At 71.5% G+C, this 14,886-nt stretch carries 12 protein-coding genes; all 12 read left to right on the forward strand.

Annotated elements, in window-relative coordinates:
• Window positions 1-1,943: penicillin-binding protein 2 (locus tag PV364_RS17940; RefSeq protein WP_319661038.1), on the forward strand; the 1,943-nt coding region annotated here is incomplete at its 5' end.
• 103 nt (window positions 1,944-2,046) lie between these two features.
• The gene (locus tag PV364_RS17945; protein WP_401974720.1) at window positions 2,047-3,792 is read left to right on the forward strand and encodes a UDP-N-acetylmuramoyl-L-alanyl-D-glutamate--2,6-diaminopimelate ligase; all 1,746 of its coding nucleotides are present in this window, start codon (window positions 2,047-2,049) and stop codon (window positions 3,790-3,792) included.
• Window positions 3,789-5,213, forward strand: a complete 1,425-nt coding sequence (locus PV364_RS17950) for a UDP-N-acetylmuramoyl-tripeptide--D-alanyl-D-alanine ligase (RefSeq protein ID WP_319661040.1) — start codon at window positions 3,789-3,791, stop codon at window positions 5,211-5,213. The genes PV364_RS17945 and PV364_RS17950 overlap by 4 nt, the downstream gene beginning before the upstream one ends.
• On the forward strand, window positions 5,213-6,277 hold the full coding sequence (mraY, locus tag PV364_RS17955) for a phospho-N-acetylmuramoyl-pentapeptide-transferase (protein ID WP_319661041.1): 1,065 nt from the start codon (window positions 5,213-5,215) through the stop codon (window positions 6,275-6,277). Before PV364_RS17950 ends, mraY begins: the two co-directional genes overlap by 1 nt.
• An 89-nt stretch (window positions 6,278-6,366) precedes the next feature.
• Complete coding sequence (gene murD / locus PV364_RS17960; RefSeq protein ID WP_319661308.1) at window positions 6,367-7,788, forward strand: UDP-N-acetylmuramoyl-L-alanine--D-glutamate ligase; 1,422 nt, start codon at window positions 6,367-6,369, stop codon at window positions 7,786-7,788.
• 41 nt (window positions 7,789-7,829) lie between these two features.
• Window positions 7,830-9,236: a putative lipid II flippase FtsW gene (ftsW, locus tag PV364_RS17965; RefSeq protein ID WP_319661042.1), complete on the forward strand. Its 1,407-nt coding sequence runs from the start codon at window positions 7,830-7,832 to the stop codon at window positions 9,234-9,236.
• A 6-nt stretch (window positions 9,237-9,242) separates the two neighbouring features.
• Window positions 9,243-10,334 carry an undecaprenyldiphospho-muramoylpentapeptide beta-N-acetylglucosaminyltransferase gene (gene murG, locus PV364_RS17970; RefSeq protein ID WP_319661043.1) on the forward strand — a complete coding sequence of 364 codons (1,092 nt, stop codon included), beginning with the start codon at window positions 9,243-9,245 and terminating at the stop codon, window positions 10,332-10,334.
• 113 nt (window positions 10,335-10,447) lie between these two features.
• Entirely contained in the window at window positions 10,448-11,230 is a 783-nt protein-coding gene (locus PV364_RS17975) for a cell division protein FtsQ/DivIB (protein WP_401974714.1), read from the forward strand.
• Between the two features lie 246 nt (window positions 11,231-11,476).
• Complete coding sequence (gene ftsZ / locus PV364_RS17980; RefSeq protein ID WP_319661045.1) at window positions 11,477-12,712, forward strand: cell division protein FtsZ; 1,236 nt, start codon at window positions 11,477-11,479, stop codon at window positions 12,710-12,712.
• 15 nt (window positions 12,713-12,727) lie between these two features.
• Window positions 12,728-13,465 carry a peptidoglycan editing factor PgeF gene (gene pgeF, locus PV364_RS17985; RefSeq protein WP_319661309.1) on the forward strand — a complete coding sequence of 246 codons (738 nt, stop codon included), beginning with the start codon at window positions 12,728-12,730 and terminating at the stop codon, window positions 13,463-13,465.
• A 12-nt stretch (window positions 13,466-13,477) separates the two neighbouring features.
• Window positions 13,478-14,218 (forward strand): YggS family pyridoxal phosphate-dependent enzyme, encoded by a 741-nt coding sequence (locus tag PV364_RS17990; RefSeq protein WP_319661046.1) that lies wholly within the window; start codon window positions 13,478-13,480, stop codon window positions 14,216-14,218.
• Between the two features lie 63 nt (window positions 14,219-14,281).
• Window positions 14,282-14,872, forward strand: a complete 591-nt coding sequence (locus PV364_RS17995) for a cell division protein SepF (RefSeq protein ID WP_319661047.1) — start codon at window positions 14,282-14,284, stop codon at window positions 14,870-14,872.
• Window positions 14,873-14,886 lie beyond the last annotated feature (14 nt).

The following is a 14,886-nucleotide window of genomic DNA, read 5'->3' on the forward strand; positions in this document are numbered from 1 at the left end:
GCGGCGGGCGCAGGCCCGTTCCGCCCCGTGAGGCGCACGCCCGCGGCAACCCCCCGCCCCGGCAGCGGGGGCGCCGTCCCGCGCCGCGGGGGCCGGTCTCGCCCTCCGGGACGGCGCTGCTGCGGCTGGGCAGGCCGCGTCCCCGGCTGCGGCTGGTGAGCCTGGCGCTCTCCCTGGTGATGATGACCTTCGTGATCCGGCTCTTCCAGGTGCAGGCCGTCGACGCGGCGACGTTCACCGCCAAGGCCGAGATCAACCGGAACTTCAAGGCCACGCTGCCCGCCGAACGGGGCACGGTCACCGACCGCAACGGCATCGACCTGGCCACCACCGTCGACGCGTACGACATCACCGCCGACCCGCTGCTGTTCACCCCCGAGTACGCCAAGGTCAAGGACGCCCCGCAGCGCGCGGCCGAACTGCTGGCGCCGATCGTCGACGGCGACGCGCAGACCATCGCCAAGCAGCTGGCGAACTACCCCAAGTCGCGCAACGAGATCATCGCCCGCCAGCAGTCGCCGCAGGTCTGGAACCAGATCAAGGACCTGCAGAACGCACTGGCCGACAAGGCCGCCAGGGGCGACGACGGCAACTACCTGGCCGGCGTCTTCCGGCTGCGGCACAGCAAGCGGGTCTACCCCGCGGGGGACCTCGCCGCCGGGGTCATCGGCTGGGTCAACGCCTCCGACGTGGGCGGCGGCGGGCTGGAGAACAGCCTGAACAAGCTCCTGGCGGGCAAGGACGGCACGATCACCTACGCCCAGTCGGGCGGCCGCCGGGTGCCCACGGCCAGTGTGCGCGAACAGGCCGCGGAGCCCGGCACGGACGTGGAGCTGACCCTCGACCGGGACATCCAGTGGGCGGCGCAGCGGGCCATCACCGACCAGGTCGCGCAGTCCGAAGCGGACCGCGGCTACGTCGTCGTCCAGGACACCCGCACCGGGCAGATCCTGGCCATGGCCAACTCGCCCGGCTTCGACGCCAACGACCTGTCCCGGGCGGACGCCTCGGCGCTGCACAACTTCGCGATCGAGGACGCCTACGAGCCCGGCAGCGTCAGCAAGCTGATGTCGATGGCCGCCGTCCTCGACGAGGGCGTGGCCACCCCGCAGACCCATGTGACCGTGCCGGGCACGCTGCCCCGCGCCGACCGGGTCTTCCACGACGACGTGGACCACGGCACCTGGTACCTGACGCTGAACGGCGTGCTCGCCAAGTCGAGCAACATCGGCACGATCCTCGCCGCCGAACAGCTCGGCAAGAACCAGAAACAGGCCAATCGCGTCCTCTACTCCTACTTGCACAGGTTCGGCATCGGGCGGCCCACCGGTCTCGACTTCCCCGGTGAGACGCCCGGCATCCTGGCGAAGCCGGACGACTGGAACGCGTCCCAGCAGTACACGATCCCGTTCGGGCAGGGCCTGTCGCTGAACGCCGTGCAGGCCACCTCGGTGTACTCGACGATCGCCAACGGAGGCGTCCGGGTGGAACCCAGCCTGGTGCGCGGGACGACCGGCCCCGACGGGCAGTTCGTGCCCGCCGCGGCGCCGAAGAAGACCCGGGTGGTCAGTACGAAGACCGCGCGGACGCTCGCCACGATGCTGGAGTCGGTCGTCGGCAGCGAGCAGGGCACCGGCGTCAAGGCCCGGATCGCCGGGTACCGCGTGGCGGGCAAGACCGGCACGGCCAACCGGGTGGACCCGGACACCGGCACCTACAGTGGCTACACCGCCTCCTTCATGGGCTTCGCGCCGGCGGACAAGCCGCGGCTGACCGTCTCCTGCGTGATCCAGAACCCCACGCGCGGCAGCTACTTCGGCGGCCAGATCTGCGGCCCGGTCTTCAAGCAGGTCATGGAGTTCGCCCTGAAGTCCCTGCGGGTGCCGCCGAGCGGTACGCGGACGCCGAGCCTGCCGGTCGAGTGGGACCCGTCGAAGTCGTGAAGGAGCATGAAGGGCGCGAAGAGTGCGAACGGCGCGAACCGCGCGAACCGCGCGGAGGGTACGACGGACGCGAACGACGTGAAGGCGGGAAGGGACGGCGGACATGACGCAGGACGGCCCCGCCGCGGCGGGCACGCACGGTCGCGCTGCGGACGCGGAACGTACCGGGCACCCGGACGGGCGAAGTGCCGTGCGGGAAGAGGCGCGGAGGCCTTTTGGCCCCGGGCCCGGCCCGGCGGGTACTCTCACCGCCGTGTCACTCGCTGATCAGTCCCCCACACCCGAACAGCCCCAGCCCGGCGCGCCCCGACCGTCCCGGGTCCACCCCAAGTCGCCCGCGGATCTGGCCGCGAGACTGGGCGCGCAGCCGCCCGCACAGGACGCCGCCCCGGTCACCGGGATCACCCATGACTCGCGTGCCGTCCGCCCCGGCGACCTCTACGCGGCCCTGCCCGGGGCCCGTTTCCACGGCGCCGACTTCGCCGCCCAGGCGGCCGATCTGGGCGCCGTCGCGATCCTCACCGACCCGGCGGGCGCCGAGCGCGCCGCCGCGACCGGACTGCCGGTCCTGACCGTCCCGGACCCCCGGTCCTCGATGGGCGAACTGGCCGCCGAGATCTACGACCGGCCGGGCGAGCACCTGCTGCAGATCGGCATCACCGGCACCTCCGGCAAGACCACGACCGCGTACCTCGTCGAGGGCGGTCTGCGCGCGGTGCACGGCACGCACACCGGCCTCATCGGCACCGTCGAGTCGCGGATCGGCGACGAGCGGATCAAGAGTGAGCGCACCACTCCCGAGGCCACCGACCTGCAGGCGCTGTTCGCGGTGATGCGCGAACGGGCCGTCGGCGCGGTCGTCATGGAGGTCTCCAGCCACGCCCTGGTGCTGGGGCGGGTGGACGGCGCGGTGTTCGACGTCGCCGTCTTCAACAACCTCAGCCCCGAGCACATGGAGTTCCACTCGGGGATGGAGGACTACTTCCAGGCCAAGGCGCAGTTGTTCACCCCGCGCCGTAGCCGGCTCGGTGTGGTCAACATCGACGACGAGTACGGCCGCCGGCTGGTCCGCGAGGCGGGGGTGCCGGTGACGACCTTCTCCGCGGAGGGCCACCCGGACGCCGACTGGCGCGCCGAGCACGTCGAGATCGGCGCGTCGCGCTCCACGTTCACCGTCGTGGGCCCCGGGGGACGGCGCGTGAGTGCCGTCTCGCCGCTGCCCGGCCCCTTCAACGTCGCCAACGCGCTCGCGGCGATCACCGCCCTCGCGGTGGCCGGGATCGACCCGCAGACGGCCGCCGACGGCGTGGCCGCCGTGCCGGGCGTGCCGGGCCGGCTGGAACGGGTGGACGCGGGCCAGCCGTATCTGGCGGTCGTGGACTACGCGCACAAGACCGACGCCGTCGAGTCGGTGCTGCGGGCGCTGCGCAAGGTCACCAAGGGCAGCCTGCACATCGTGCTGGGCTGCGGCGGCGACCGCGACCAGACCAAGCGCGGCCCGATGGGCGCCGCCGCCGCGCGGCTCGCCGACACCGTCGTGCTCACCTCCGACAACCCCCGCTCCGAGGACCCGCTCGTGATCCTCACCGCGATGCTGTCCGGTGCCGCCGGGGTGCCGGCGCACGAGCGGGGCCACGTCGTCGTCGAGCCGGAACGGGCGGCCGCCATCGCGACGGCCGTCGCCCTGGCCCGGCCCGGCGACACCGTACTGGTGGCCGGCAAGGGCCATGAGCAGGGTCAGGACATCGCCGGAGTGGTACGCCCCTTCGACGACCGAGAAGTGCTTCGCGCGGCCATCGGGCACGCCGCGGGCACGCCAGCGCAGGAGAAGGACCAGGACCAGCTGTGATCCCACTCACCCTCGCCGAGGTCGCCCAGGCGGTCGGCGGGAGCACGTACGACATACCGGACCCCGGCCTTCGGGTCACCGGGTCCGTGGAGATCGACTCCCGTCAGGTCCAGCCGGGCGGGCTGTTCGTCGCCTTCCAGGGCGAGCGCGTGGACGGTCACGACTACGCGGAGCGGGCCGTCGCGGCCGGCGCGGTCGCCGTACTGGCCGCCCGGCCGGTCGGTGTGCCCGCGATCGTCGTGGACGACGTCCAGATCGCCCTCGGACGGCTGGCCAAGCACGTCATCGAACGGCTCGGCGCGACCCTCGTGGCGCTGACCGGATCGGCGGGCAAGACCAGCACCAAGGACCTCATCGCCCAGGTGCTCCAGCGGCTCGCCCCGACCGTCTGGACGCCCGGCTCCCTCAACAACGAGATCGGGCTCCCCCTGACCGCGCTGCGGGCCGACGAGTCCACCCGGCACCTGGTGCTGGAAATGGGCGCCCGCGGCATCGGCCACATCCGCTACCTCACCGAGCTGACCCCGCCGCGCATCGGCCTGGTCCTCAACGTCGGGACCGCCCACATCGGCGAGTTCGGCGGCCGCGAGCAGATCGCCCAGGCCAAGGGCGAGATGGTCGAGGGGCTGCCGGAGGCCGCCGAGGGCGGCCTCGCCGTGCTGAACGCCGACGACCCCCTGGTGCGCGCCATGGAATCGCGCACCAAGGCGCGCGTCGTGCTGTTCGGCGAGGCCCCGGACGCCGATGTGCGTGCCGAGAACGTCCGTCTCAACGACCGAGGTCAGGCCGTCTTCACGCTCACAACACCTACCGGGTGCAGCGAAGTGACCTTGCGCCTGTACGGTGAGCACCACGTGTCGAACGCGCTCGCCGCGGCCGCCGTAGCCCGTGAACTCGGCATGCCCACAGACGAGATCGCCATCGCGCTCTCCGAAGCCGGGACGCTGTCGCGCTGGCGTATGGAGGTCGTCGAACGGCCGGACGGCGTGACGGTCGTCAACGACGCCTACAACGCGAACCCCGAGTCCATGCGGGCCGCCCTGCGCGCGCTCGCGGCGATGGGGCGTGCCGCCGAGGCGCGCGGGGGCCGCACGTGGGCGGTGCTGGGCGAGATGGCCGAGCTCGGCGGGGAGTCCCTCGCCGAACACGACGCGGTCGGACGGCTCGCCGTCCGGCTCAACGTCAGCAAGCTGGTGGCGGTCGGCGGCCAGGCGGCCGCCTGGGTGCAAATGGGCGCCTACAACGAGGGTTCGTGGGGTGAGGAGTCGGTGCACGTGTCCGACGCTGAGGCGGCGATCGACCTGTTGCGCAGTGAGCTGCGTCCGGGGGACGTCGTGCTGGTGAAGGCATCGAGGGCGGTCGGACTGGAACGGGTGGCGCTCGCGCTGCTCGACGGCGTCGAGGGTGGGGGCGCTCGGTAATGAACCAGATCCTGGTCTCGGGCGTCCTCGGTCTCTTCCTCTCCCTGATCGGCACTCCGATGCTGATCAAGCTGCTGGCCCGCAAGGGCTACGGCCAGTTCATCCGCGACGACGGCCCCAAGGAACACCACAGCAAGCGCGGTACGCCCACCATGGGTGGCATCGCCTTCATCCTGGCCACGCTCGTCGCGTACGCGCTCACCAAGGTGATCACCTCCGAGCGGCCGACGATCTCCGGCCTGCTGGTGCTCTTCCTCTTCGCCGGCCTCGGCGTCGTCGGCTTCCTCGACGACTACATCAAGATCGTCAAGCAGCGCAGCCTCGGTCTGCGCGCCAAGGCGAAGATGGCCGGCCAGCTGATCGTGGGCATCACCTTCGCGGTGCTGTCGCTGCAGTTCGCCGACTCCCGCGGGGTGACTCCCGCGTCCACGCGGCTGTCCTTCACGCAGGACTTCGGCTGGTCGCTCGGCCCGGTGATCTTCGTGATCTGGGCGCTGTTCATGATCCTCGCGATGTCGAACGGCGTGAACCTCACCGACGGCCTCGACGGCCTCGCCACCGGCGCCTCGGTGATGGTCTTCGCCTCGTACACCGTCATCGGCGTGTGGCAGTACGGCCAGTCCTGCTCCAACGTCGTCACCGCGGGGCCGGGCTGTTACGACGTGCCCCATCCGCTGGACCTCGCGGTGGTCGCCGCCGCGCTCATGGGCGCCTGCTTCGGCTTCCTGTGGTGGAACACTTCGCCGGCCAAGATCTTCATGGGCGACACGGGCTCGCTCGCACTCGGCGGCGCGCTGGCCGGTCTGGCCATCTGCTCGCGCACCGAGATGCTGCTCGCCATCCTCGGCGGCCTGTTCGTCCTCATCACCCTCTCCGTGGTCATCCAGGTCGGCTCCTTCCGCCTGACCGGCAAGCGCGTCTTCCGCATGGCCCCGCTGCAGCACCACTTCGAACTCAAGGGCTGGGGCGAGGTCCTGGTCGTCGTCCGCTTCTGGATCATCCAGGGCATGTGCATGGCCGTCGGTCTCGGCCTCTTCTACGCGGGCTGGGTGGCCGCGCAGTGACGCCGCCCTCCGGGCAGGGATCCGGCGCCGGGCGCGGCGGACCGCGCACGCTTCCCGCGCACGCCGTCGAGGCGGCCCGCGCGCTCGGGCTGCCGGGCCGCCGGGTCACGGTGGCCGGGCTCGGGGTCTCCGGCATCCCGGCCGCCGAGGTGCTCGCCGCGCTGGGCGCGCGGGTCACCGTGGTGGACGGCGGCGACGGCGAGCGGCACCGCGCGCAGGCCGCCGCCCTGGAGGCGCTCGGCGTCGCCGTGCGGCTCGGCGACGGCGCCACCCTGCCCGAGGGCACCGAACTGATCGTCACTTCCCCGGGCTGGAAGCCCACCAGCGCGCTGTTCACCGCCGCCGAGGCGGCCGGAGTCGCGATCTGGGGGGACGTGGAGCTGGCGTGGCGGCTGCGGGAGGCCCCCTCGGCGGGCACGGCGGCCCCCTGGCTCGCGGTCACCGGCACCAACGGCAAGACCACGACCGTGCAGATGCTGGCCTCGATCCTGCGCGCCGCGGGCCTGCGCACCGCGGCCGTGGGGAACATCGGCACCCCCGTCCTGGACGTCGTGCTCTCCGACGAGCCGTACGACGTGCTGGCGGTCGAGCTGTCCAGCTACCAGCTGCACTGGGCGCCCTCGGTGCGCCCGCACTCCGCCGCGGTGCTCAACCTCGCCCCGGACCACCTCGACTGGCACGGCTCGATGGCCGCCTACGCCGCCGACAAGGGCCGCATCTACGAGGGCAACACGGTCGCCTGCGTCTACAACCTCGCCGATCCCGCGACCGAGGCCCTGGTGCGCGAGGCCGACGTCGAGGAGGGCTGCCGCGCGATCGGCTTCGGCCTCGGCAGCCCCCGCCCCTCCGAACTCGGCGTCGTGGACGGCATCCTGGTCGACCGCGCCTTCGCCCCCGAGCGGCACACCACCGCCCAGGAGCTGGCGGAGGTCACCGACGTGAACCCGCCGGCCCCGCACAACATCGCCAACGCGCTGGCCGCCGCCGCCCTGGCCCGGGCCTTCGGCGTCGCGCCGGCCGCCGTCCGCGACGGCCTGCGCGCCTTCCGCCCGGACGCCCACCGCATCGCGCACGCCGGCACGGTCGACGACGTCACGTACATCGACGACTCCAAGGCCACCAACACGCACGCCGCCGAGGCGTCGCTGGCCGCCTACGAGCACATCGTCTGGATCGCCGGCGGCCTCGCCAAGGGCGCCACCTTCGACGAGCTCGTCACGGGCGCCGCCGAGCGGCTGCGCGGCGTCGTCCTGATCGGCGCCGACCGGGCCCTCATCGGCGAAGCGCTCGCGCGACACGCCCCCGAGGTCCCGGTCGTCGACCTCGACCGCACCGACACTGGGGCGATGGCGGCCGCCGTCCGCGCGGCGCGGGACCTGGCCCGCCCGGGCGACACGGTGCTCCTGGCCCCGGCCTGTGCCTCGATGGACATGTTCGCGAACTACAACGTCCGCGGCGACGCGTTCGCGGAGGCCGTACGGGACCTGCGGGTCCCCGGCACCGGGCAGTAGCCGCAGGCCGCTCCGGCACGCACCGCGACCAAGGAGGGGACATGACGGCAGCCGACCACGGTGGTGCCTCCGGTTCTCGTTCCCGCAACGCGCTCGGCGCCCCCGCCCGTCCGGCGCGCCCTGCGGCGGCACTGCCCCGGCCGGGACGCGCGGGGCCACCGGCGCCGCGCCCCCCGAGGGGCCCGTCGCGGGGGAGTGCCCTGCGCGGCGCCAAGGTGGTCTTCGACCGGGCCAAGCGGGCCTGGGACCGCCCGTTGACGGCCTACTACGTGATCCTCGGCAGCAGCCTGCTGATCACCGTCCTCGGCCTGGTGATGGTCTTCTCCGCCTCCCAGATCAAGGCCCTGGAGTACGGGCTGCCCTCCACCTACTACTTCCGCAAGCAGCTCTTCGCGGCCGTGCTGGGCACCGGGCTGCTCATCGTCGGATCCCGGATCCCCGTGCGGCTGCACCGGGCGCTGGCGTACCCGCTGCTGGTGGGCTCGGTCTTCCTGATGGCGCTGGTGCAGGTGCCGGGGATAGGGCAGTCGGTGCACGGCAACCAGAACTGGATCTACCTCGGCGGCCCGTTCCAGCTCCAGCCCAGTGAGTTCGGCAAGCTGGCCCTCGTTCTGTGGGGTGCCGACCTGCTGGCCCGCAAGGACGACAAGAAGCTGCTCGTCCAGTGGAAGCACCTGCTGATCCCGCTGGTGCCGATCGCCTTCCTGCTGCTGGGGCTCATCATGCTCGGCGGCGACATGGGCACCGCCATCATCCTGACCGCGATCCTGTTCGGCCTGCTGTGGATCGCCGGCGCCCCCACCCGGCTGTTCGCGGGCGTGCTGGCGGTGGCCGGCGTCATCGGTTTCCTGCTGATCAAGACCAGTGGCAACCGGATGGGCCGGCTCGCCTGCATCGGAGCCACCGACGTCACTCCCAGTGGCGGCTGCTGGCAGGCCGTGCACGGGATCTATGCGCTGGCCTCCGGCGGATGGTTCGGTTCCGGTCTCGGTGCCAGTGTGGAAAAATGGGGCCAACTGCCGGAACCGCACACCGACTTCATCTTCGCCGTGACCGGGGAGGAACTGGGCCTGGCGGGGACGCTGTCGGTGCTCGCCCTCTTCGCGGCTCTAGGCTATGCGGGTATCCGCGTGGCCGGTCGTACGGAGGACCGCTTCGTCAGGTTTGCCGCGGGTGGGGTGACGACGTGGATCACGGCGCAGTTCGTGGTCAACATCGGTGCGGTGCTCGGCCTGCTGCCGATCGCCGGCGTCCCGCTCCCGCTGTTCTCCTACGGAGGCTCGGCCCTCCTGCCGACCATGTTCGCGATCGGGCTGCTCATCTCCTTCGCGAGGAGTGAACCCGGGGCGCGGGCGGCACTCAAGGCGCGGGGGCCCGGCTACTGGCCGGGGGCAATGACACGGACAATGAGGCGGCTCGTCACACGGCGGCCGTCCAGGGAGCGGTGAATTTCGGTGCATGTCGTACTCGCCGGTGGGGGGACCGCCGGCCACATCGAGCCCGCGCTCGCGCTCGCCGATGCCCTGCGCAGGCAGGATCCGACCGTGGGGATCACCGCGCTGGGCACGGAACGGGGCCTGGAGACCCGGCTCGTGCCCGAGCGCGGTTACGAGCTGGCCCTGATCCCCGCTGTACCGCTGCCGCGCAAGCCCACCCCCGAGCTGATCACCGTACCCGGGCGGCTGCGCGGCACGATCAAGGCCGCGGAGCAGATCCTGGAGCGCACCAAGGCGGACGCGCTGGTCGGCTTCGGCGGCTACGTGGCGCTGCCCGGATACCTGGCCGCCAAGCGGCTCGGTGTGCCGATCGTGGTGCACGAGGCCAATGCCCGCCCCGGCCTGGCGAACAAGATCGGCTCGCGCTACACCGACTACGTCGCGGTGAGCACCCCCGACAGCAAGCTGCGGCACTCCCGTTACGTCGGCATCCCGCTGCGCCGGTCCATCGCCACGCTGGACCGCGTCGCGATGCGGGCCGAGGCGCGGGCCGCCTTCGGGCTCGACCAGGGCCTGCCGACGCTGCTGGTCTCCGGCGGTTCCCAGGGCGCCCGCAGGCTCAACGAGGTGATCGCCTCCGTCGCACCGCGCCTGCAGCAGTCCGGTGTGCAGATCCTGCACGCGGTCGGCCCGAAGAACGAACTCCCGCCGGCCGACAATATGCCCGGCATGCCGCAGTACATCCCGTTGCCCTACCTGGACCGGATGGATCTGGCCTACGCCGCCGCCGACATGATGCTCTGCCGCGCCGGCGCCATGACCGTCGCCGAGCTGTCAGCGGTGGGCCTGCCCGCGGCCTACGTCCCGCTGCCGATCGGCAACGGCGAGCAGCGCCTCAACGCCCAGCCGGTGGTCAAGGCCGGCGGCGGCGTCATCGTCGACGACGCCGAACTCACCGCCGAGTGGGTGCTGGGCCATGTGCTGCCGGTTCTGACCGATCCGCACCGACTGTATGAAATGTCCCGCGCCGCCGCCGAATTCGGCCGCCCGCACGCCGACGAACTGCTCGTCGGCATGGTGCGCGAGGCGATCGCCGCCCGTCGTCGCTGAGCCCGGTGGGTGGGCCCCGGCCCACCCACCGGCGTGCGCCCGCCGGAGAGCCGGGCGGGGCGGCTAGCCTGCTGCGCAGCGGACGAACCCACCCCCAACCCCCGGAGGCGAACGTGGCCGTACCGACGACCGCCGAGCCGGCCGCCGACCAGGACGACGACGAGATCCGGCCGTCGCCGCGATCGGCCCGCCGCCGGCGTGTGATCGCGCTCGCGGCGCTCACGGCCGCCGGCCTGCTGACGGGCACGTCCGCCTGGTTGCTCTACGGCTCGGCCTGGCTGCGGACGACGTCCGTCACCGTGACCGGCGCCGACGTCCTGAGCCCCGACGAAGTGCGGGACGCCGCCGAGGTGCCCGTGGGCGCCCCGTTGGTCTCCGTGGACACCGACGCGGTGGGCGGCCGGCTGCGTGAACGTCTTCCGCGGATCGCGAATGTGACAGTGGAACGTTCATGGCCGCACACGATCGTTCTTAAAGTGACGGAGCGAACTCCCGCCGCCCTGGTGAAAGATGGCGGGAACTTCATCGAAGTGGACGCCGACGGCGTACGGTTCGCGGAGATCCGCGACCTCATCAAGGGTGTCCCCGTCATCGAATTGAGCCCCGACCGCGACTCGGCGAGCTTTCGCCATTTCGGGACAAAGCGCCTCCTCGCCGCGGCCGTCCAGGTCGCCGCCGATCTCCCGAAAGCCGCCTACCAGCAGGCCCGTCTGATCGAAGTGCGCTCCTGGGACGACATCTCGGTGGAGTTGGCGGGCGGACGCACCGTGGTGTGGGGGAGCGTGGAGCGGGGCGAGGAAAAGGCGTTCGCGCTCGCCGCCCTGATGAAAGTCGAAGAGGGTGCGGTCTTCTACGACGTGAGTGCCCCAACAGCCCCTGCGGCGTCGGACGGTTGACGTCCCAGCCTTCAGTTCGACACCCTGGTTGGTCCGGCTCCTGCGTGATCACATAGGGTCAAAAGAAAAACGGGAGGTTCGGCGTGTTCGTTGAACGCGAACCGCTTGTCGATTTAGTGTCCTGTCCCAAAGAACGTGCGGGACAGACATACTGGTAACCCTAAACCTGAGGGTTAGGGTTCGGGTCGGCCGGCACCTCCCGACCGTCCCACAGGTATACGTAACTCGAGGCGAGAGGCCTTCGACGTGGCAGCACCGCAGAACTACCTCGCAGTCATCAAGGTCGTCGGCATCGGCGGCGGTGGCGTCAACGCCATCAACCGGATGATCGAGGTCGGTCTCAAGGGCGTCGAGTTCATCGCGATCAACACCGATGCACAGGCCCTGCTGATGAGCGACGCCGACGTGAAACTCGATGTCGGCCGCGAACTCACGCGCGGCCTCGGTGCCGGCGCCAACCCGGATGTCGGCCGCAAGGCCGCCGAGGACCACCGCGAGGAGATCGAAGAGGTGCTCAAGGGCGCCGACATGGTCTTCGTCACCGCGGGTGAGGGCGGCGGCACCGGCACCGGTGGCGCGCCTGTGGTCGCCAACATCGCCCGCTCGCTGGGCGCCCTCACGATCGGGGTGGTCACCCGCCCGTTCACCTTCGAGGGCCGCCGTCGCGCCAACCAGGCCGAGGACGGCATCGCCCAGCTGCGCGACGAGGTCGACACCCTCATCGTGATCCCCAACGACCGGTTGCTGTCCATCTCGGACCGCCAGGTGAGCGTGCTGGACGCCTTCCGGTCCGCTGACCAGGTGCTGCTCTCCGGTGTCCAGGGCATCACCGACCTGATCACCACACCGGGCCTGATCAACCTCGACTTCGCCGATGTGAAGTCGGTGATGTCCGAGGCGGGTTCCGCCCTCATGGGCATCGGCTCGGCCCGCGGCGACGACCGCGCCGTCGCCGCCGCGGAGATGGCCATCTCGTCCCCGCTGCTGGAGGCGTCCATCGACGGCGCGCGGGGCGTGCTGCTGTCCATCTCCGGCGGCTCCGACCTCGGCCTGTTCGAGATCAACGAGTCGGCCCAACTGGTCAGCGAGGCCGCGCATCCCGAGGCCAACATCATCTTCGGCGCCGTCATCGACGACGCCCTGGGCGACGAGGTCCGGGTCACCGTCATCGCGGCCGGTTTCGACGGCGGCCAGCCCCCGACCCGCAGCAACCGGGACAAGGTGCTCGGCGCGTACGGCAGCTCCCGCGACGAGAGCAGCGGCACCACGACGTCCCCGGTCCGCCCGGCCACCCCGCCGGCCGAGCCGTCGCGTCCGGCCTTCGCCGGCCTGGGCAGCGTCACCCAGCGTGACGAGGAGCCCGCCCAGCCCGAGCCGGTGGCCGAGGTCCCGGCCCAGCCGGCCGCCCCGCAGGTCCCCCCGGCGCGTCCCTACCAGGACACCAGCGCCGAGGAGCTCGACGTCCCCGACTTCCTCAAGTAAGCACAGTCTCACGTGATAACGCACAACCACGCACGTCCGGGCGGCGCCCACTTCGCCTTCACCGACAGGTGGGGCGGGGTGAGCGCCGCTCCGTACGACAGCCTCAATCTCGGCGGTGCGGTCGGCGACGACCCCGCCGCCGTCCTGTCCAACCGCGGCCTCGCCGCCCGTGAACTGGGCCTGGACCCGGCGCACGTGGTGTGGATGAAGCAGGTGCACGGCAACGACGTGGCCGTGGTCGCCGCTCCGTGGGATGAGCACCGGGTACCGGAGGTGGACGCGATCGTCACCACCCGGCCCGGCCTCGCGCTCGCGGTACTGGTCGCCGACTGCGTCCCCGTGCTGCTGGCCGACACCGAGGCCGGAGTCGTCGCCGCGGCGCACGCCGGCCGGCCGGGACTGGTCGCGGGGGTCGTCCCGGCGGCAGTCGAGGCGATGGTCGGACTCGGCGCCAGGCCGGAGCGGATCACCGCCGTCACCGGGCCGTCGGTCTGCGGAGCGTGCTACGAAGTGCCCGAGCAGATGCGGGAGGACGTCGCCTCGGCGGTCCCCGAGGCCCGGGCCACCACCAGCTGGGGCACCCCCTCCGTCGACGTCGCCGCCGGGGTGCACGCCCAACTCGTCCGTCTCGGCGTTCCCGCGGGTGAGAAATCACATATCTGCACCATGGAGTCGGGCGACCACTTCTCCTACCGCCGCGAGCGCACGACCGGGCGGCTCGCCGGATATGTCTGGCTGGACGGCGACCAGTGAGCGACGCACGCGATGACTGACCGAACGGAAGAACGACGGGCCGAACTCGCGGCGAATCTCGCCCGGGTCGAGCAGCGGATCGCCGCGGCGTGCGCGGCGGCCGGCCGGGCCCGGGACGAGGTGACCCTGATCGTGGTCACCAAGACCTATCCCGCCAGTGACGTCCGGATCCTGTCGGAACTCGGCGTCCGCCAGGTCGCCGAGAACCGCGACCAGGATGCCGCGCCCAAGGCCGGGGCCTGCGGGGACCTGCCGCTCACCTGGCACTTCGTGGGCCAGTTGCAGACCAACAAGGTGCGTTCGGTGGTCGGTTACGCCGATGTCGTGCACTCGGTGGACCGGGTCCGGCTGGTCGAGGCGCTGTCCGCCGCGGTCATGAAGTCGCCGCGGGCCGACCGTGAACTGGGCTGCCTGGTCCAGGTCGCGCTGGACGCCGAGTCGGGGGCCCAGGGTACCCGCGGCGGAATCGCACCGGATGCCGTCGAAGGGATCGCCGAAGCGGTGACTGCCGCTCCGGGCCTGCGACTTGACGGCCTGATGACGGTAGCGCCGCTGGCCGGGGCCTACGCCGGTCAACCGCGCGCCGCGTTCGACCGGCTGGCGGAAATCTCATCCTGCCTGCGCGAGATGCATCCTGCTGCGAACATGGTCTCGGCAGGGATGAGCGCGGACCTCGAAGAGGCCGTTGCCGCAGGTGCGACACACGTACGCATCGGTAGCGCGGTACTCGGAGTCCGGACCGGGCTCCGGTAACGTCACCAACCAAGTCGGACCACACAAAAAATATGGTCTTTCCCCGCTGAGAGGACGCAGAGCATGGCCGGCGCGATGCGCAAGATGGCGGTCTACCTCGGCCTCGTGGAGGACGACGGGTACGACGGCCCGGGATTCGACCCGGACGACGAGTTCGAGCCCGAGCCGGAGCCGGAGCGTCCCCGCCGGTCGCACCAGCCGCACCCGTCCCACCAGCCACCGCACCAGACGCAACCGGAAGAGCCGGCACGCCTCGTGCACCCGCCGGTCCCTCGGGAACCGCGGATCGCCCCAGTGGCATCCATCACACAAGAACGCCATAGCCTGGAGAAGAACGCACCGGTGATCATGCCTAAGGTCGTGTCCGAACGAGAGCCGTACCGGATCACGACACTCCACCCCCGGACGTACAACGAAGCCCGTACCATCGGGGAACACTTCCGCGAGGGCACCCCGGTGATCATGAATCTGACGGAGATGGACGACACGGACGCAAAGCGACTTGTCGACTTCGCCGCCGGTCTGGTCTTCGGTCTGCACGGGAGCATCGAGCGGGTGACGCAGAAGGTGTTTCTGCTGTCGCCTGCTAACGTCGATGTCACGGCGGAGGACAAGGCCCGCATCGCCGAGGGCGGGTTCTTCAATCAGAGCTGAGATACGCAACCGCA

The sequence above is a fragment of the Streptomyces sp. MI02-7b genome, from assembly GCF_033793585.1.
In the GTDB taxonomy this organism is placed as follows: domain Bacteria; phylum Actinomycetota; class Actinomycetes; order Streptomycetales; family Streptomycetaceae; genus Actinacidiphila.